16 protein-coding genes are annotated in these 19219 nt (G+C 72.1%); 8 read left to right on the top strand and 8 right to left on the bottom strand.

The features are described 5' to 3' along the window. Nucleotides 1-21: 21 nt before the first annotated feature. The 3 genes from OG965_RS32925 to OG965_RS32915 form a co-directional block, all read right to left on the bottom strand. Complete coding sequence (locus tag OG965_RS32925) at nt 22-1164, bottom strand: acyl-CoA dehydrogenase family protein (protein WP_371655698.1); 1143 nt, start codon at nt 1162-1164, stop codon at nt 22-24. Further along, on the bottom strand, nt 1161-2342 hold the full coding sequence (locus tag OG965_RS32920; RefSeq protein WP_371655697.1) for a CaiB/BaiF CoA transferase family protein: 1182 nt from the start codon (nt 2340-2342) through the stop codon (nt 1161-1163). Before OG965_RS32920 ends, OG965_RS32925 begins: the two co-directional genes overlap by 4 nt. A 98-nt stretch (nt 2343-2440) precedes the next feature. Next, nucleotides 2441-2824, bottom strand: a complete 384-nt coding sequence (locus OG965_RS32915) for an MmcQ/YjbR family DNA-binding protein (protein WP_371655696.1) — start codon at nt 2822-2824, stop codon at nt 2441-2443. A gap of 195 nt (nt 2825-3019) precedes the next feature. On the opposite strand from OG965_RS32915, the gene OG965_RS32910 reads away from it, so the two are divergent. Further along, nucleotides 3020-4174, top strand: coding sequence for a trans-acting enoyl reductase family protein (locus OG965_RS32910; RefSeq protein ID WP_371657124.1), 1155 nt, complete (start codon nt 3020-3022; stop codon nt 4172-4174). A gap of 69 nt (nt 4175-4243) precedes the next feature. Here the strand turns inward: OG965_RS32910 and OG965_RS32905 are convergent, their stop codons facing one another. Beyond that, nucleotides 4244-4945 carry an endonuclease V gene (locus OG965_RS32905; protein WP_371657123.1) on the bottom strand — a complete coding sequence of 234 codons (702 nt, stop codon included), beginning with the start codon at nt 4943-4945 and terminating at the stop codon, nt 4244-4246. Between the two features lie 43 nt (nt 4946-4988). On the opposite strand from OG965_RS32905, the gene OG965_RS32900 reads away from it, so the two are divergent. Then, nucleotides 4989-5288, top strand: coding sequence for a YciI family protein (locus tag OG965_RS32900; protein WP_371655695.1), 300 nt, complete (start codon nt 4989-4991; stop codon nt 5286-5288). On the opposite strand, the gene OG965_RS32895 is transcribed toward OG965_RS32900, so the two are convergent. Next, nucleotides 5285-6382, bottom strand: a complete 1098-nt coding sequence (locus OG965_RS32895; protein ID WP_371655694.1) for a WD40/YVTN/BNR-like repeat-containing protein — start codon at nt 6380-6382, stop codon at nt 5285-5287. The genes OG965_RS32900 and OG965_RS32895 overlap by 4 nt on opposite strands. 245 nt (nt 6383-6627) lie before the next feature. On the opposite strand from OG965_RS32895, the gene OG965_RS32890 reads away from it, so the two are divergent. The 3 genes from OG965_RS32890 (at nt 6628) to OG965_RS32880 (ending at nt 10136) form a co-directional block, all read left to right on the top strand. Next, the gene (locus tag OG965_RS32890; protein WP_371655693.1) at nt 6628-7044 is read left to right on the top strand and encodes an SsgA family sporulation/cell division regulator; all 417 of its coding nucleotides are present in this window, start codon (nt 6628-6630) and stop codon (nt 7042-7044) included. Between the two features lie 301 nt (nt 7045-7345). Then, a complete protein-coding gene (locus OG965_RS32885; protein ID WP_371655692.1) occupies nt 7346-8986 on the top strand; it encodes an ABC-F family ATP-binding cassette domain-containing protein in 1641 nt (546 codons plus the stop codon). Between the two features lie 175 nt (nt 8987-9161). Then, complete coding sequence (locus OG965_RS32880) at nt 9162-10136, top strand: acyl-ACP desaturase (protein WP_371655691.1); 975 nt, start codon at nt 9162-9164, stop codon at nt 10134-10136. Between the two features lie 89 nt (nt 10137-10225). Here the strand turns inward: OG965_RS32880 and OG965_RS32875 are convergent, their stop codons facing one another. Together OG965_RS32875 and OG965_RS32870 are read right to left on the bottom strand one after the other, a co-directional pair. After that, the gene (locus tag OG965_RS32875) at nt 10226-11860 is read right to left on the bottom strand and encodes a GMC family oxidoreductase (RefSeq protein ID WP_371655690.1); all 1635 of its coding nucleotides are present in this window, start codon (nt 11858-11860) and stop codon (nt 10226-10228) included. Between the two features lie 131 nt (nt 11861-11991). Further along, on the bottom strand, nt 11992-12258 hold the full coding sequence (locus OG965_RS32870) for a WhiB family transcriptional regulator (RefSeq protein ID WP_371655689.1): 267 nt from the start codon (nt 12256-12258) through the stop codon (nt 11992-11994). A gap of 295 nt (nt 12259-12553) precedes the next feature. On the opposite strand from OG965_RS32870, the gene OG965_RS32865 reads away from it, so the two are divergent. Then, the gene (locus OG965_RS32865) at nt 12554-13303 is read left to right on the top strand and encodes an IclR family transcriptional regulator (RefSeq protein ID WP_371655688.1); all 750 of its coding nucleotides are present in this window, start codon (nt 12554-12556) and stop codon (nt 13301-13303) included. A gap of 9 nt (nt 13304-13312) precedes the next feature. Here OG965_RS32865 and OG965_RS32860 read toward each other — a convergent pair whose 3' ends face one another. After that, nucleotides 13313-14296, bottom strand: a complete 984-nt coding sequence (locus OG965_RS32860) for a multicopper oxidase domain-containing protein (protein ID WP_371655687.1) — start codon at nt 14294-14296, stop codon at nt 13313-13315. 197 nt (nt 14297-14493) lie between these two features. On the opposite strand from OG965_RS32860, the gene OG965_RS32855 reads away from it, so the two are divergent. Together OG965_RS32855 and OG965_RS32850 are read left to right on the top strand one after the other, a co-directional pair. Beyond that, on the top strand, nt 14494-17010 hold the full coding sequence (locus OG965_RS32855; protein WP_371655686.1) for a ThuA domain-containing protein: 2517 nt from the start codon (nt 14494-14496) through the stop codon (nt 17008-17010). Next, complete coding sequence (locus tag OG965_RS32850; protein ID WP_371655685.1) at nt 17007-19214, top strand: OmpL47-type beta-barrel domain-containing protein; 2208 nt, start codon at nt 17007-17009, stop codon at nt 19212-19214. Before OG965_RS32855 ends, OG965_RS32850 begins: the two co-directional genes overlap by 4 nt. Nucleotides 19215-19219: the final 5 nt, after the last annotated feature.

Below are 19219 nucleotides of genomic sequence, written 5' to 3'. Positions count from 1 at the left end.
TGAAAAGCCTTTCAAGGAGGGTTAGCCGAGGAGGGAACGACCGATGATCTCCTTCATGATCTCGGTGGTCCCGCCGTAGATGGTCTGGATGCGTCCGTCCGTGAAAGCCCTGGCGACGCGGTACTCGGTCATATAGCCGTAGCCGCCGTGCAGTTGCAGACAGCGGTCGGCGGTGCGCTTCTGGAGCTCGGTGGCCCACCACTTGGCCATCGAGGCGTGCACGGCGTCGAGTTCCCCGTTCGAGTGATCCACGATGCAGCGGTCGAGGAACGAACGGGTGACAGCGCACTCGGTGGCCATCTCGGCGATCTCGAAGCGGATGTGCTGCTTGGTGGCCAGCGGCCGCCCGAAGGCCTCGCGCTCCTTCACGTACCGCGTGGTGATCTCCAGCAGGTGTTCGGCGGCGGCGATCCCGGCGACGGCGATGGCCATGCGCTCCTGCGCCAGGTTCGTCATCAGATGGACGAAGGCGCCGTTGAGCTCGCCGAGGAGGTTCTCCTTGGGAACCCGTACGTCGTTGAAGAACAGCTCGGCCGTGTCCTGGGACTTCTGGCCGATCTTGTCGAGGTTGCGGCCGCGCTCGAAGCCTTCCATGCCCCGCTCGACGACGAGCAGGGAGAGCCCGTGGGCGCCGCCCTCGGGCGTGGTCCTCGCGACGACGATCACCAGGTCCGCGAGGATGCCGTTGGAGATGAACGTCTTGGAGCCGTTGAGCAGCCAGTGGTCGCCCTTGTCCTCGGCGTGCGTGGCGATGCCCTGGAGGTCGGATCCGGCGCCGGGCTCGGTCATCGCGATCGCCGTGATCAGGGAGCCGTCGCAGAAGCCCGGCAGCCAGCGCCGCTTCTGCTCCTCGGTGGCGAGCCCGGTCAGATACGGCCCGATGATGTCGTTGTGCAGCCCGAGCGCGAGGCCCGCCGCGCCGGCCTGGGTGAACTCCTCGGCGAGGACCACGCTGTAGCGGAAGTCGGCGTTGCCGCCGCCCCCGTACTCCTCTTCCACCGCAAAGCCCAGCAGCCCCTGGCGCCCGGCGGCCAGCCAGGCCTCGCGCGAGACGATGCCGTCCTTCTCCCACTGCTCGTAGTGCGGCAGGACCTCCTTGGCGAGGAAGGTGCGGACACTCTCGCGGAAGGCGTCGTGCTCGGGGGTGAAGATCTGCCGCTTCAACTGTCGTTCTCCTTGGTGGACTCGCCGCCGACCAGCTCCGGCACGCCCCAGTCGCGGGCGACCTCGGCGGTGTCGGCGCCGGGCAGGGCGGGCGGACGGCGGACGGAGCCGGGGGTGGCCGAGAACCGGGGCGCGGGCGCCGGCTGGGTGAGGCCGCCGTGCTCGACGAAGGTGGCGCGGGCGGCCAGATGGGGGTGGGCGGGCGCCTCGCGGAGCGAGAGCACGGGCGCCACGCACGCGTCCGACCCCTCGAAGACGGCCGTCCACTCCTCGCGCGTACGGGTGCGGAACCGCTCGGCGATGGCGGTGCGCAGCTCGTCCCACCGGGCCAGGTCCTTACGGGCCGGGGCGACCGCGTCGAGCCCCAGGAGGCGGCTGAACTCGTCGTAGAACTGCTGCTCCAGAGAACCGACGGCCATGTACTGACCGTCGGAGGTCTCGTAGGTGCCGTAGAACGGGCAGCCTCCGTCGAGCAGGTTGGCGCCGCGCCGGTCCTGCCAGCCACCGGCCGCCATCATGCCGTGGATCATGGTGGCGAGGTGGGCGGCGCCGTCCACGATCGCGGCGTCCACGACCTGCCCCTCCCCCGTCGTCCGGGCGTGCTGGAGAGCGGCGAGGACGCCGACGACGAGATAGAGCGAGCCGCCCGCGTAGTCGCCCACGAGGTTGGCGGGGACGGCCGGGCCCTCGTCCGGCCTGCCGATCATGCCGAGGGTGCCGGTGACGGCGATGTACGCGATGTCGTGTCCGGCGCGGGCGGCGAGCGGGCCGTCCTGGCCCCAGCCGGTCATCCGTCCGTAGACCAGCTTCGGGTTGCGGGCCAGGCACTCCCCGGGCCCGACGCCGAGACGCTCGGCGACGCCCGGGCGGTAGCCCTCGACGAGGACGTCGGCCCGTTCGACCAGGTCGAGGACGCGGCGGGGGCCGTCCTCGGACTTCAGGTCGATCAGTACGGAGCGCTTGTTGCGGTTGGTCAGGTCGTACGCGGGGTCGACGGCCAGGCCCGCGCCGCCGGGGCGGTCGACCCTGACCACATCGGCGCCGAGGTCGGCCAGGAGCATCGCGGCGAACGGGCCGGGCCCGATCCCCGCCAGCTCGACCACGCGCACCCCGGTGAGCGGGCCGTTCCCTGAACCTGTCATCGAGCCCCCAGCACTGTGACACAACTGATGTAACATCAGTGATGCTAAGAACACGTTCCACTTCGCACAAGCCCCTTGCGCGAGCAAGCGCTTGGTTTTTACCGAGTGGTCCGCCAGTGTTCCACCGGCCCGGCTCAGCCGGCGTCGAGCTCCGCGATCAGCTTCTTCGTGGCGATCGCCCGATAGCTCTCCTCCACCCATTCACAGAGCAGATCCGCCCTCGGCGCGCCCTTCTCGGCCAGCGGCACCTGCACCCAGCCCGACTTGCCCAGGCCGTACCCGGACGGCTGGGCGCCCGGTGAGGTCAGGGCGTGCGCGTGCGTGGCCTCGTCCGTCAGCTTGACGCCCATGCCCAGCGGATAGTTGCCGTCACCGACGCCGAGGAAGACGAAGATCTTCTTGTTGACCTTGACCACGGTCTCGCCCCAGGGGTACTCCTCGACGGCCCCCGGCAGCCCCAGGGCGAACGTCCGCACCTTCTCCCTTTTCGCCAGCGCGGCCTTCGGCGGTGCTCCCATGTCCGTCCTCCTTGATCACCCGCGACCTTGATCACCCGTGACACCGCTTCTCACGCTAGCCTCAGCCACCGACAACGGCGCGGGAGCGCGACCGGGGCAGAAGCGGAGGAAATCCCCTTGGAACGGTCGGAACAGTCGCAACGGTCAGAGCGGTCGGCGGAGCAGAAGGCGCAGCGGGCGGCGAGGCCGTACGACATCGTGCTGTTCGGGGCCACGGGCTTCGTGGGCACCCTCACGGCGGAGTATCTGGCCGCGCACGCGCCCCAGGGGTGCCGCTGGGCGCTGGCCGGGCGGTCGGCCGCCAAATTGGAGCGGCTGCGCGAGCGGCTGGCCGCGATCGACCCGGCGTGCGCCTCGCTCCCCCTGATCACCGCGGACTCGGCCGACCCCGAGTCGCTGCGCGCGCTCGCCGAGTCCGCGCGGGTGGTGGCCACCACGGTCGGCCCGTACGTCTGGTACGGCGAGGGCCTGGTCGCCGCGTGCGCCGAGGCGGGGACCGACTACCTCGATCTGACCGGCGAGCCGGAGTTCGTGGACACGATGTACGTACGCCACGACGCGCGGGCCCGGGAGACCGGCGCGCGCCTGGTGCACGCCTGCGGCTTCGACTCGGTGCCGTGCGACCTGGGTGTGTACTACACGGTCCAGCAGCTGCCCGAGGGCGTGCCGCTGCGCGTGGACGGCTTCGTACGCTCCAACGCGACGTTCTCCGGCGGCACCCTGGCCTCCGCGCTCACCGCGATGGGGCGCGGCCCGCAGCAGCTGCGGGCGGCCCGGGAGCGGCGGCTGCACGAGCCCCGGCTCGTCGGACGCCGGGCCCGTGCCCCGCTGGGCACACCGCACTTCAGCCGCGAGACGGGCGCCTGGGCGCTGCCGCTGCCGGTCCTCGACCCGATGGTGGTGGCCCGCTCGGCCTCGGCGAGCGCCCGCTACGGCCCCGACTTCCGCTACCGCCACTTCGCGGCCGTGCGGCGGCTGCCGCTGGCGCTCGGCGCGGTGGCCGGGGCGGGCGCGGCGTTCGGCGTGGCCCAACTGCCCGCCGCGCGGCGGTGGCTGATCAACCGTTACGAGCCGGGCAGCGGCCCCGACCAGGAGCGCCGCGACCGCAGCTGGTTCTCGCTGCGCTTCGTCGGCGAGGGCGGCGGGCGCCGGGTGTTCACCGAGGTCTCGGGCGGCGACCCGGGGTACGGCGAGACCGCGAAGATCCTCGCGGAGGGCGCGCTGAGCCTGGCGTTCGACGAACTGCCTCCGGCGTCGGGCCAGTTGACGACCGTCACGGCGATGGGCGACGCCCTGCTGGACCGGATTCAGAAGGCGGGAATCCGTTTTCGGGTGGCCGCGCAGCGCTAGGCGCTCCGCTGGGGGCGCTGGATTTCGGCTGCGGACCGTGCGTGGCTGGTCGCGCAGTTCCCCGCGCCCCTAGGGGGTGCGATGCAGCGCCGTCCGCAGGGCCTCCCTGCACAACGCGTCCGCCCTGCGCGTCGACTCCGGGAGGCGGTAGCGCGGGGTCAGTCGCAGGACGTGGGCGCAGGCGTTGTCCAGGCTCACCCGGTGTCCGACGGAGACGAACACCGGCTTGACGGCGTCCTGGGTGCGCAGCGCCCGGCCGACCTCCTCGCCCTGCCCGGCCACCAGCGCCGAAGCCTCACCGCGCCGGGCGCCCGGCTGCTCGTACGCGAAGGTGAACGGGTTCTTGGCGACGCCGATCACCGCAAGCCCGGTGAGGACGCCGAGGTGGGAGGCGAGGCCGAAGCGGCGCGGGTGGGCGAGCCCGTACCCGTCGCAGACCACCAGGCCGGGGTCGCAGGCCAGCGCGCCCAGGGCCGCCAGGACCGTGGGGATCTCCCGGAAGGCGAGCAGCCCGGGCACGTACGGGAAGGCGACCCGGCCGACGGCGGTGGACTCCTCGACGACCTCCAGGGTGGCCGCGTCCAGGACGACGGCGGCCGCCGCGACGACGTCCCGCTCGTCGTCGTACGCCACGTCCACGCCCGTGACCAGACCGGCGCCGGGCGGCGGTCCGGGCTCGTCGAGCACGACCCGGCCGCGCAGTTCGTCCTGCACGGCCAGCGCCCCCGCCTCGTCGACGGGCCAGCCCTCGGGGATCTCTGTGAGCGTCACCATGCCCCTCAGCCTAGACGCGGGCCGGAGTAGCCTGACGATCATGTTCATACTGGACCTGACCTACACCGCCCCCATCGAGCGCGTCGACGAGCTGCTCGCCGAGCACGTCGTCTGGCTGAACGGGCAGTACGAGGCCGGGGTGTTCATCGCCTCCGGTCGCAAGGAGCCCCGCGAGGGCGGGATCATCCTGGCCGTCGGGGACGATCGCGCGGCGATCGAGAAGATCACGGCGACCGACCCCTTCAGCGTCAACGGCGTCTGCGCGTACCGGATCACCGAGTTCTACGCGACCAGGGTCGCCCCCGAACTCGCCGCTTTCCGGCAGGAATTGCCCGCCTAGCGGGCCAGCCGGGCCACCCTTCCCTTCTCGCCCGACGCCCAGCAGCCGCGGTCGGGCGCGCAGTCCACGGTGTCGTACGAGCCGGTGTCGACGGTGCGCCAGGTGCGGCCGCCGTCGGTGGTCGCGTCGGTGCCGGTGGGGCCCACCGCGAGCGCGGCCGACCGGCTGTGCGGCAGCCAGGCGACGCCGGAGCGGTAGGCCGCGACCGGGGCCGCCGCCGGGAGCCAGCTGCGGCCGCCGTTGCCGGTGACCTCGGCCGCCCGCGGCGAGGCCTGTCCGGCCCGGTAGTCGCCGCCGACCGCGATCCCGTGCGTACGGTCGCGGAAGGCGAGCCCGAAGACGCCGCGCGCCGGGTCCCCGGCCGGGACCGTCGACGCGGCCGCCGTCCAGGTCAGGCCGCGGTCGGCGGAGTGCAGGACGCGCGCGGTGGCGGCGCCGCCGGTGGCCAGCCACACGTCGTGCGGCCCGGAGCTCACCAGGCACTGGCCGCTCGCCGCGAAGGAGGCCTCGCCGGGCTGCGCGTCGGGCATCCCGGCATTCGGCAGCACCTTCCAGGAGCGGCCGCCGTCGGCGGTGGACAGGATGCGGTACTTGCCGTCGACCGGGTCGCTCACCGCCAGGCCGTGGCGGTGGTCGAAGAAGGTGAGGCAGTCGTAGAACGCCTTGGGGTCGGGGTTGCGGAACGACTCCTTCCAGGTGGCTCCGCCGTCCTCGGTCCGGTAGACCCGGGACGCCTCGCCCTCGCCGATGGCCAGCACCACGGCCCGCCGTCCGTCGAAGGCCTCCACATCGCGGAACTCCAGCTCGCCCGCGCCCGGAGGCGAGACATCGCGCCAAGTGCGCCCGCCGTCGGCGGTCCGCAGCACCGTGCCCTTCGTACCGGCCACCCACGCGGTGCTCCGGCTGACCGCCGCGAGCCCGCGGAACCGGGCGTCCGTACCGGTCTGTGTCAGCTGCCAGGCAGGTGCCGGGCTGCCGTCGCCGTGGTCCCCGCCGTGGCCGTGCGCCTGGGCCGGTGCGGTCAGCGCGGCCGCCAGCGCCACCCCGGCCAGGCCCACCGACAGCATGCGTCTCGTCTTCCCCATGGGCTTCATGGCGCTGGAAGCTAGCCGACCGCGCGAGGGGCGTCCAGAGGGCGAAATTCGACCGTACCGACATCAATCCGGAGCCCGTTAAGCACCGCGTAAGAACGCGCGGTGACGCACCGGTAAGTGACGCACACGTAGCGATCAGGTGACACAGCTCACCCTCGGCTCCTGTGCACGCAACCGTGTTTTCTGCCGTCTTCGTGAACAGCAGGAAGAGAAGTACCCGGTCGTGAGGTTAGGGGAGCAGGGCGTTGTCCACTGTCATCGAGCAAGCCGTCGAGGCCCGCCTGATCGCGTCCGACCCGCGGGTGCAGACCGTCCCCGCGGTGCTGAGCTACGACCGCGAGGACCCGTTCGCCGTGCGGATGGTCTTCCCCGCGCCCGCCACCCTCGAAGGGGTGGAGGTCTGCTGGGCGTTCGCGCGCGAACTCCTTGAGGCGGGGGTCGACACCTCGGCGGGGATGGGCGACGTCCGGGTCCGGCCGTACGGGTTCGACCGCACGGTCGTGGAGTTCCACGCACCCGAGGGCACCGCGATGGTGCACATCCGCACCTCCGAGCTGCGCCGCTTCCTCAAGCGCACCCAGCTGATGGTGCCCCCCGGCCACGAGCACCACTACCTCGACCTCGACGAGGACCTCGCCACGCTGCTGCGCGACGCGCGCTGACGGCCCCGCCGCCGACACCCGCCGCCGCGCCGATCAACCGCGTGCCGTAAATCGTTTGCACACGGCCGACGTCACGTCGTACGTTCATCTCGGCCCTGTTGTCGTCGATCGGAGTAGGACGTTGCTCGTCTGAGGCACCTGAGACACCGTTTCGCGCACTCCCTTCCGTGTCGCGCGCGCGGTGTGACCTGCCTCCGAGCCGTCCTCCACGACCAGGGCCTCTTTTCTTTTCTCCTGCTGCCCTGACACCGGTGTCTCAGTTCCCGTTGCCCCCGCCCTTCCCCGCAACCGGGAGACATCCATGTCTACTTACTCCGCGTCCTCGACGCACATCAACTGCTCCGACCTCACCTTCGCCTGGCCCGACGGCACCTCGGTGTTCGACGGCTTCCAGCTGGCCGTCGGCCCCGGCCGCACCGGTCTGATCGGCCTCAACGGATCAGGAAAGTCAACGCTGTTGCGCCTGCTCGCCGGTGAACTCACCCCGGTCGGCGGCCGGGTCGCGGCGGCGGGCGAGATCGGCTATCTGCCGCAGAACCTGACCCTGGCCACCGGTATGCGGGTCGACGAGGCCCTCGGCATCGACCGGGTACGGGCCGCGCTGCACGCCATCGAGGCGGGCGACACCCGCGAGGAGCACTTCACGGCGGTCGGCGACGACTGGGACGTGGAGGAGCGGGCCCGGGCGGCGCTCGGACAGCTCGGCCTGGACGCAGTCGGTCTCGACCGGACCATCGGGGAGCTCTCCGGCGGCGAGTCGGTGCTGCTGCGTCTTGCCGCGCTGCTGTTGCGCCGCCCCGACGTCCTGCTGCTCGACGAGCCGACCAACAACCTGGATCTGCGGGCCCGTCGGCGGCTCTACGACGCGGTCGCGGCCTGGCCCGGCGTGATGGTCGTGGTGAGCCACGACCGTGAACTCCTCGACCGGGTCGACCAGATCGCGGATCTGCACGACGGCGAGGTGTCCTGGTACGGCGGCAACTTCTCGGCGTACGAGGAGGCGCTGGCCGTGGAGCAGGAGGCGGCCGAGCGGATGGTGCGGACCGCCGAGGCCGACGTCCAGCGGCAGAAGCGCGAACTCACGGACACCCACGTCAAGTTGGCCCGGCGCAAGCGGTTCGCCCAGAAGAGCTACGAGAACAAGCGGGTGCCGAAGATCGTCGCCAACGGCCGCAGGAGCGATGCCCAGGTGTCGGCGGGCAAGCACCGCATCCTGCAGACCGAGCGCCTCGCCCAGGCCCGGGGCCGGCTCGACGAGGCCGTCGACGCGGTCCGGGACGACGACGAGATCCGCATCGAGCTCCCGTACACCAAGGTCCACCCGGGCCAGACCGTCCTGACCCTGCGTGACCTCCGGCTGCCGTACGCGGAGCGGGCGTTGGGCAACCTGGAGATCCACGGGCCGGAGCGGATCGCGCTCGTCGGCCGCAACGGGGCCGGCAAGACGACCCTGCTGCGGGCGCTCGCCGGGCAGCTCGCACCGGCGGCCGGCGAGGCGGAGGTGCACGTGCCGCTGCGGTTCCTGCCGCAGCGTCTCGATGTGCTGGACGACGAGCTGAGCGTGGTGGAGAACGTGGCGCGGTACGCGCCCGGCGCCACCGGCAACGCGATCCGGGCGCGGCTCGCCCGCTTCCTGTTCAAGGGGGCCCGGGCCGACCGTCCGGCCGGGACCCTCTCGGGGGGCGAGCGCTTCCGGGCCTCGCTCGCCGCGCTGCTGCTCGCCGAGCCCGCGCCGCGGCTCCTGATGCTGGACGAGCCGACGAACAACCTGGACATGGCGAGCGTGCGGCGGCTCACCGACGCGCTGACCGCCTTCGAGGGCGCCCTGATCGTGGCGAGCCACGACGTGCCGTTCCTGGAGTCGATCGGGGTCACCCGGTGGCTGCTGCTCGACGGCGGGCTGCGCGACACGACGGCCGAGGAGGTGAGGGAAGGCAGCTGAGGATGTCCGACTTGTCTCCGAGTGGCCCGCTATGGCCTGCTGAAATAACGGAGAGTAGTCGAGGGGGAGGAGGGCGGGACTTGGCTGGGGCTTACTGCGCGCTTAACCTACGGTCTCGTAACCTACGTAGCCGTAGGTAGCCCGTCCCCTCTCCCCGTCCCCCTGGAGCACCCTCGTGACGATCACCTCTCCCCACCTCGGCAGTTCGGACGTGTGGACCGACGCCCGACTGCTGTACGCGCTGGAGGAGGTCGTCGAGAAGGAGCTCAACCGGCACCTCAAGGTGGCCAAGGACTGGATGCCGCACGACTACGTGCCGTGGTCGGACGCACGCAACTTCCCCGGCCTCTTCGAGGACGGCGAGGCGTGGGAGCCGCAGCAGTCCAAGGTCACGGACATAGGCAAGATCGCGCTCGTGGTGAACCTCCTCACCGAGGACAACCTGCCGAGCTACCACCACGAGATCGCCAGCCTCTTCGGGCGCGACGGCGCCTGGGGCACCTGGGTGCACCGCTGGACCGCCGAGGAGGGCCGGCACGGCATCGTGATGCGTGACTACCTGCTCGCCTCTCGCGCCGTGGACCCGGACAAGCTGGAGCAGTTCCGTATGGCGCACATGTCGGAGGGGTTCGAGTCCGACAACCGGCACTCGATGCTGCACTCCGTCGCGTACGTGGCCTTCCAGGAGCTCGCTACCCGCATCTCGCACCGGAACACCGGCCACCAGTCGGGCGACCCGGTCTGCGACCGCATGCTGGCGCGGATCGCCACCGACGAGAACCTGCACATGGTCTTCTACCGCAACCTGCTCGGCGCGGCCTTCGAGATGGCTCCCGACCTGACCATGCAGGCGGTACGCGACGTGGTCGTCGGCTTCCGGATGCCCGGCCACGGCATGCCGGGCTTCGAGCGGGCCGCCGCGCAGATGGCGATCGGCGAGATCTACAACGTGCGCATCCACCACGACGACGTGATCCAGCCCGTGCTGCGCTTCCTGAAGGTCCTGGAGATCGACGGGCTCGGCCCGGAGGGTCTCAAGGCGCAGGAGGAACTCGGCCTGTACATGGGCGGCCTCGACGCGGAGGCGAGCAAGTTCGACGAGAAGCTCGCCGCGCGCAAGGCCCGGATGCTGGCCCGCGGCAAGGCCTGACGGCCACGGCCCGGCGCGTGGGCCCGGCTCGCTCCGTTCGGCGCGAGCCCGGCCGCCCGGCCTTCGGCTGCCGGACCCGCTGAACCCCGCTACCGCGCGTCCTCCCGGATCAGCTCCGCCGCCTTCTCGGCGAGGGCGACCGTCGGGGCGTGCGTGTGGCCGCGGGTGATGCGCGGCATGACGGAGGCGTCGACCACCCGCAGACCCTCGGCGCCGCGCACGCGGAGCCGGGGGTCGGTGACCGAGCCCTCGTCGCTGCCCATCCGGCAGGTGCCCACCGGGTGGTACAGCGTCTCGGCGGAGCCGCGCACCGCCGCCGCGAGCGCCTCGTCGTCGACGACGCCCGGGTAGGGCGCCAGCGGCCCTCCGGTGTGCTCGGCCAGGGCCGGGGTCGCGAGCAGCTGCTCCGCCCGGCGCACCCCCACCATCAGTCGGCGCAGGTCCTCCTCGGCGGTGAGATAGCCGGGGTCGATCCGGGGCGGGGTGGTGGCGGCCGTCCCGCCCAGGTCGATGCGGCCCTCGCCGGCGGGCTGGAGCAGGACGACCCCGATGGTGACGCCGTGCTCGGTGGGCGGGGTGAGGCCGTGGTCGACGAACGGCGCCGGGGCGAAGATCAGCTCGATGTCGGGCGCCGCCAGGCCGGGCCGGGTGCGCACGAACGCGACGGCCTCCCCGAGGTTGGAGGTCAGCGGCCCCCGGCCGCGCAGCAGGAAGCGGCCGAGGTTGGGCAGCGTGTCGGCGCCGGTGAGCGTGACGGGCTCGGGGCAGCGCACGGTCACCGCGTACGCGAGGTGGTCCTGGAGGTGGCGGCCGACGTCCGGCGACGCCACCTTGACCTCGACCCCGGCCTCCCGCAGCCGCTCGGGGTCGCCGATCCCGGAGAGCATCAGCAGGTGCGGCGAGCCGATGGCGCCCGCGCTGAGGATGACCTCGCGGCTTGCGGTGAGGGTGCCAGGGGCGCCCTCCGCGAGGACTCCGGTGACCCTGGTCCCCTCGAACTCCAGCCCGCGCACCCGGGTCTGGGTGATGATGTCCAGATTGGGGCGGTGCGCGGCGGGTTTGAGATAGCCGTCGGCGGCGCTCCATCGGCGCCCCTTCTTCTGGTTCACGGGAGTCGTCGCGTACCCGGAGTGGTCGGGGCCGTTGAGCTCCCTCAGCCCGGTGATGCCGCGGTCGTGACAGGCCGCGAGGAAGGCGAAGGTGAGCGGGCTGGGGTCGCGCAGCGGCGAGATCCACAGCGGCCCTTCCGTGCCGTACACCGAGTCCCGGGGCGCCGGGCCCGTCCAGCGCTCGGCCCGGCGGAAGTACCGGACGAACTCGTCGTACGCCCACTCGGGCCCGGCGGCCTCGGCCCACGCGTCGTAGTCGGCGCGGTGGCCGCGGACCCACATCATGGCGTTGATGGACGAGGAGCCGCCGAGGGTGTGGCCGCGCGGCCAGTAGAGCTCGCGCCCGCCGAGCCCCTCCTGCTTCGCGGTGGTGAAGTCCCAGTCGTACGAGGTCTTGAAGAGCTTCGGGAAGGCGGCGGGGATGCGGATCTCCGGTTTGCGGTCGCGTGGCCCCGACTCGACGAGCGCGACCCGGACGCCGGGGTCCTCGGAGAGCCGCGCCGCGAGCACACAGCCCGCCGAACCCGCCCCCACCACGATGTAGTCGTACGTGCGATCCGCCGTGCCGCCCGCTGTCCTCAACACGCCCTCCAGGCCGTGACGTTGGGTCTTCACCCCGCCCAGCATGACCCGCCGGGGCCGGACGTGCCAGAGCGCGGACGCGCGGCCCGCCCCCGAAACGGGCACGCGCGTCCGCCGGCGGAACCCGGCCGTTCCTGAGGCGGCCGGGTTCGTGGCTCGGTCTGTCAGGCCCGGCTGCGCTGGAGTTCGCGGCTGCGCTGGAGCTGGAGTCTCTCCTGCTCGGAGAGGCCGCCCCAGACGCCGAACCGCTCGTCGTTCGCCAGCGCGTACTCCAGGCAGGCCTGGCGTTCCTCACAGCTGCCGCAGAGCTGCTTGGCCTCCCGCGTCGAGCTCCCGGGAGCGGGGAAGAAGAACTCGGGCCCCGCCTGGGCGCACAACGCGGTCTCCTGCCAGGCGAGTTCCTGCCCGGCGATGGTGGTGTTGATCGACATGACATCCATGCTGGACCGGCCAGATCAACGTCCGGTCAATGATCGTTGAACGCCCCGCGCCGCCCGCGTCAAGCGATCACCTCCCACCACGCGATCTTTGGCCGATTACGGCTGCCGCGAAGCCCCTCGACCGCACGCGCCCCGCCCGTCCACTCCCCCGCCCCGCCCTGCGGCTCGCTCTTGATCAGGACGGCGGCCGGAGCGGTTCCGGCCGCCTTTGCCGTTGCCCTGAGCGACCAGATGGCCCGGCCGTAGTGTGGTGCCTTCGACGATCACGACCCGGCAGGGAGCCGATATGACCGACGCCACCACGGTGCGCACACCGACCGGCGCGCAGGCCGTGCAGCGCGCCCTGGAGGTGCTGCACTCCTTCCACGACAACGGCCCCGAACTCAGCGCGTCCGATCTCTCCCGGCGGCTGGGGTTACCCGTCTCCACCGCGCACCGGCTGGCCCGGACGCTCGTCGGGGCGGGCTTCCTGGAGCAGGACGTGCGGACCGCGCGCTACCGGCTCGGTCCCGCCATGACCGAGCTCGGCCGCCTCTCGTACCACCAGCGCGGGCTGCACCTGGCCGCTCCCGAGCTGGCCGACCTGGCCGCGCGGACCGGCGCCGCCGCCGACCTCGCGCTGCGCAGCGGCCCGCACGTGGTGACCGTCGCGGGCGGCCCGGTTCCCCCGATGGCCGGGCTGCGCCGCCCGCTGCGCTCGACCGCGCCGGGCCGGGTGCTGCTCGCCTGGCCCCGGCCGGACGAGGTGGCGGCCCTGGACGATGAGTTGGCGGACGTACGGGCCGACGGCTTCGCGCGCGAGGAGAGCGAGACGGCCCCCATCGGCGCGTACGGCAGCGCGTACGGGACGCGCACGCTCGCCGTGCCGGTCCTCGACCGCTCCGGCCACGCCCGCTTCGCCCTCTCGCTGCGGGCGGCGCCCACGGTGATGGCGGACGAGCGCGGCGCCTGGTTCCTGGCGCAGGCGCGCGCGTGCGCCCAGGCCCTGGAGATACTGCTGCTGCCCCCGGCCGAGCGCCGCCCGCCCACCGCGTAACGGCAGGCCCTAGTGGTGCGGGTCGTGCGGGTCGTGCGGGTCGTACCCCGGAATCGTGCCGTCCGGCTTGGCGACCAGGAACAGCCCGGCCATACCCATGTCGGAGTGGCTCTGTACATGACAGTGGTACATCCAGGCGCCCGCGCCGACGTGCTCGCCCGCGAGGACCTGGAAGCCGAACGACTCGGCGGGGCCGGTGATCTTCGTGTCGATCACCCGGCTCGGGTCGTCCGGGCCGGTCAGCAGGCCCGTCCGGTTGTCCGCCCAGCGATGCCCGTGGATGTGGAACGTGTGGTAGTACTCGCCGTGCGTGATCACCAGGAACTCGACGCGGTCGCCGACCGTTGCCCGGAAGTCCGGGCTCTGGTGGCCCTGCCTGTTGTTGACGGTCATGTCGTTGAAGACGACGGTGAACGTGCGGTCGGGCAGGACGTCGCCCTTGCGCCGCACCACCACCCCGCCGTACAGCCCCTTGCGGATGCCGCCGGTGCCGTGCTCGGTGCCCACCACATGGTCGTGGTAGTGCCAGTAGCCCGCGCTGCCGGGCCGCCAAGTGCCGTCCGCGCGGCGGCCGGGAGCGTGGGTGCGCCAGGTGTACGTCCGGGTTCCGCCGGGCTCCACGGCGCTGCGATTGAGCGCCGTGCCGTCGCTCGCGGTGTCGTAGTCCACGCCGTGCGCGTGCAGGCTCACCGGGACGTCCAGGGCGTTCTCGAACTCGACGTGGAGGGTGTCGCCCTCGACGAGCTCGATCAGCGGGCCCGGCACGGTCGCGCGGCCCTTCTCCAGGCCGTAGCCCATGCCCCCGCCCGCCATCTCCTCGGCGTACAGCCGCAGATGGCGGACCTGGCCGCCCGTCGGTGCGGTCCTGGGCGGCGGGTCCCCGGCCGCAACGGCCTCCGGCGCCCGGGCGGCAGTCGTCGACAACGATGTCACCCCGGTCGCCGCCATCGCCCCGCCCGCCAGCATCCGGCGGTTGAACCCGCGTCTGTCCATGCCGAACTCCCCACATCCGTACGGAGATTGACGGGGCCTCTGGGGCCCCCGGGACGCCCGTACCGTAGCCGGAGGATCTTCGTTTATCCACATCCAGGACAAAGTTGGTCCGCATCGAGCCTTATCTCTTGGCGAACCGTCGAAAGAGGTCTAGCTTCGTCCGCTGTTGCTGTGACCAACGAGGGGTGGGTGACCACATGCACCGCGCACCACACCAGAGGTCGAGATCCCGGCACTTACGGCGGCACGGCCCGGCGATGGCCCTCGCGGCCGGCGCCCTGGCCGCGTCCCTGCTCGGCGGCGGTACGACACCGGCGGCCGCGACGCCGACACCCGACCAGCCCGGACCGCAGCGGGTACACCCCGCGACAACGTTGTCCGTGCCGTCGCCGCCCGGCAGCGCCGACGTCAAGGTGCTGGTCTTCCACGCCTCGGCGACGGACGAGTCCCCGACCGTGGACGCGGGTATCGCGGCGATCGAGCGGATCGGCCGGACCGGCCCTGCCGAGGGGCGGTTCAGGACGGAAGCGAGCGCCGACGCGTCGGTCTTCACCAGTGCCGCACGGCTCGGCACCTACAACGCCGTCGTCTTCCTGACCGGCGGCGGCGATGTGCTCGACCCCGAGCAGGAGGCGGGCCTGGAGGCCTATATGGAGGCGGGCGGCGGCTTCCTCGGCATCCACGACGCGGCCCGCACCGAGCCGTACTCGGACTGGTTCACCGGGCTCGTGGGCGCCCGGCCCGCGAAGAGCCCGGCCGACGTCCAGCGGGCCGTCGTCGAGGTCGGCGACCGCCGCCACCCGGCCACCGCCTCGCTCCCACTGGAGTGGAAGCGCCCGGACCGGTGGTTCAACTGGGCCAGGAACCCGTCCGGCCAGGTGCACACCGTGGCCCGGGTGCGCGAGCTGACGTACAGACCGGGCGAGGGCGCCAACGGCTGGGACCACCCGGTCTCCTGGTGCCGCGACTACGACGGCGGCCGGTCCTTCTACACCGCCATGGGCGGTACGGTCTCCTCCTTCGACGAGACCGACTTCCGCGCGCATCTGCGCGGCGCCCTCCAGTGGACCACCCGTCTCTCGCGCGCGGACTGCAAGGCCACCATCGACGCCAACTACACGGCCGAGCGCGTCACCAAGCCCAACCAGCCCGGGCAGTCCGACCAGATCGGCGAGCCGCACGGCCTGGTGGTCGCGCCCGACGGACGGGTGCTCTACATCGGCCGGGGCGGCGGCGACGCCGGCGCGCCGGTCGTCACCGACTGGAACAGCCCCGACGTCGGCAAGGGCCAGGGCCAGATCCACGTCTACGACCCGAAGACGGGCAAGGTGACCCTCGCGGGCGCGCTCACCGTCTTCGGCAACAAGGGCGGCGGCGACGAACTGGTCAAGGTCGAGGAGGGCTTGGTAGGCATCGAGCTCGACCCGAAGTTCGAGCAGAACGGCTGGGTGTATCTGCACTACACCCCGCACTCCCGGATCAACCGCGACACGCAGACGGGCGAGCGCCGCGTCTCCCGCTTCACGCTCGATCTCGCCACCAACAAACTGGACCTCGGCAGCGAGAAAGTGCTGCTCAGCTGGCCCGTACAGATCCACAGCTGCTGCCACGCGGGCGGCGGGATGACCTGGGACTCCAAAGGCAACCTCTACATCGCCACCGGCGACAACAACTCCTCGCGGTTCAGCGACGGTTACTCGGGCAACAACCCCGAGCCCCGCTACAAGGGCCTCTCGTTCGCGGACGCCCGCCGCACCGCCGGGAACACCCACAACCTCAACGGCAAGATCCTGCGCGTCCACCCCGAGCCCGACGGCAGCTACACGCTCCCGGCGGGCAACCTCTTCACCGGCGAGGAGCCGGACGAGGGCGGCGGCAGGACGCGCGGGGAGATCTATGTGATGGGCGTGCGCAACCCGGCGCGCATCTTCGTCGACAAGTCGACCGACGTCCTGTACGCGGGATGGGTCGGCCCGGACGCCGGGGAGCCGTCGACGACCTGGGGCCCGGCCAAGTACGACACGTTCGCGGCCATCACCCGGGCGGGCAACCACGGCTGGCCGTACTGCATGGGCAACAAGCAGCCCTACCGCGACCGCAATCTGCCGGACCCGGCCAAGCCGCTGGGCTGGTACGACTGCGACCACCCCAAAAACGAGTCGCCCAACAACGACGGCCTGGTGAACCTGCCGCCGGTCACCGGCAACACCATCTGGTACTCGCCGCAGGGCGGCGGCCCCGACTATCCGCGCGACGCGGCCGGTGTGCCGAGCTACCGGACCAGTGAGCAGAAGCTGCTGCTGCCGTGGCTCAAGGGCGGCGGGCAGGCGACCATGAACGGCCCCGTCTACCGGTACGACGCGGCCTCGGCCGGGCCCGGCGCATGGCCCGCGTACTGGGACGGCAAGTGGTTCGTGGGCGACTTCTACGACGGCGACCAGCCGCGCCACGCGGTCCTCACCGACCCGAAGACGGTCGGCAGGGGCGGGCTTCCGGTGCACGCCGAGTCGCTGAAGAAGATCATCCCGGTGGGCGCGGACGGCATCCGCAATCTGATGGACTGGAAGTTCGCCCCGGACGGCTCGCTGTACGTCCTCGACTACGGGCGCGGCTTCTTCACCTCGGACGCCAAGTCGGCACTGTGGCACATCACTTACCAGGGCGGCGCCGCGACTCCGGCCGCCTCCGCACTGGCGAGGAGGGCGGCACGGTGAGCGGACTCCGCAAGGCGCCGGGAGTGTGGGCCGCGCTGTTCACCGCGCTGCTGCTGGTCGTCGGGCTGAGCCCGGCCGGGGCGCAGGGAACACCGGCCGCCCGCAGAGCCGTCGCGGCCGATCAGGTGCTCACCTGGACGGCGGGCGACGACATCACCAAGTACACCTCGGCGCCCGCCACGGCCGTGGCGGGCAAGGCCACGGTCGTCTTCGAGAACAGCAGGGCCACCGGCAACACCACCGGCATGCCGCACACCCTGACGTTCGACGTCTCCGACCCCGAGTACAACCACGACGTACCGCTGAACATCCTCGCCAACCCGGCCGACGACCAGGGCGGCCGGCACACCGCCGAGGTCACTCTGACGCCGGGCCGCTACCTCTACCACTGCACCATTCCCGGCCACGGCCAGATGCAGGGGATTCTGACCGTCACGGACGGCGGGGGCGGCGACACCACCGCGCCCGAGACGGCGGCGAAGGTCGACGGCGACCGGAACACGGACGGCGCCTACATCGGGATGGCCACGGTCACCCTGACCGCGACCGACGCGGGGTCGGGCGTCGACCGCGTCGAGTACGCGCTCGCGGACGGCGCCTGGCAGCCGTACACCACGGCGTTCATGGTCCATGAGCTCGGCAGCCACACCGTGCGCTACCGGGCGACCGACAAGGCGGGCAACACCGCCGCCGAGAAGAGCGTGACGTTCGCGGTGGCCGCGCCGCCGACGGACGACAAGGCGCCGCCGGAGACCTCGGCGACGGTGACGGGCGAGACCGACGCCGACGGCGCGTACGTGGGCATGGCGACGGTCACCGTCTCCGCCTCCGACACCGGGTCGGGCGTCGCCTCCATCGAGTACGCGCTCGCGGACGGCGCCGCCTGGCAGCCGTACGCGGGGCCGGTGATGGTCCACGAGCCGGGCGCGCACCGGGTGCGCTACCGGGCCGCCGACCGGGCGGGCAACACGGCGGCCGAGAAGACCGCCGCGTTCACGGTGGTGGCACCGCCGGTGCGGGACCGTACTCCGCCGACCACCGGGGTGGAGGTGAGCGGCGCGAAGAACTCGGACGGCGCCTACCTCGACAGCGCCAAGGTGACGGTGAGCGCGAGCGACACCGAGTCGGGTGTCGAGAAGATCGAGTACTCGCTGGACGAGGGCCCCTACCTCGCGTACTCCGCGCCCGTGGTCGTCGACCGGGTGGGCCGCCACACCGTGGCGTACCGCGCGAGCGACAAGGCGGGCAACACCTCGCCGGCCGCGCGGACGGCGTTCACCGTGGCGGAGGGCGGCGGGGTCCCGGCGCCGCACTGCCCCGAGCACGACGAGCGCCTCACGGTGATCGTGGGCACGGTCGACTCGGGCGTGCCGAACCGGGTCGCGCGCAACCGGTGCACCGTGGGCGAGCTCATCGAGGACGAGAAGGACTGGTCGTCGACCGCGCTCTTCCTCAAGCACGTCGACGGTGTGCTGGCGAAGCTCGTGGCCGAGGGGCTGATCGACCAGCGCGAGCAGAAGCGGATCCGGACGGCCGCCCGGCAGTCGGGCATCGGCGCGCCGGGGCAGCACACCGGCTACCGCGACCTGTTCGACGGCACGAGGACGTCGTTCGACAAGTGGCAGCAGGTGGGCGGCGGTTCCTTCGCGCTCAACGCCGACGGCTCGATGACCAGCGGCACCTCGAAGGACGGCCTCGGCATGCTGTGGTTCGCGCAGCGCACGTACGAGGACTTCTCGCTGAAGCTGCGCTGGCGGGACGACGCCCCGGGCACCGGCAACGCCAACAGCGGGGTGTTCGTGCGCTTCCCCTGGGTCCACGACCATCCGGAGGAGCCGCGCCCCGAGTGGGTCGCCATCAAGTACGGCCACGAGGTGCAGGTCCTCGACCGCCCCGACGGCGACATGTACAAGACGGGTTCGGTCTACGGCTTCGACCGGGTGGGCCTGGCGGGGGCGGGCGTCACCCCGAAGGGCACCTGGAACGACTACGAGATCCGGGTGGTCGGCCAGCACTACTCGGTGCTGCGCAACGGTGTGCTGATCAACGAGTTCGACAACACCGGCGGGCAGGTGTTCGCACCGCCCAGGAGCGACGACCCGGGCACGGACGGGCGCCGCTTCGACGCGGGCTACATCGGGCTCCAGGTGCACAGTGCGACGGATGTGATCTCGTACCGCGACATCCGGATCAAGGAGCTCTAGGGGCG

Source organism: Streptomyces sp. NBC_00224 (genome assembly GCF_041435195.1).
GTDB lineage: Bacteria > Actinomycetota > Actinomycetes > Streptomycetales > Streptomycetaceae > Streptomyces.
This window is presented reverse-complemented; position numbering and strand designations above follow the sequence as displayed.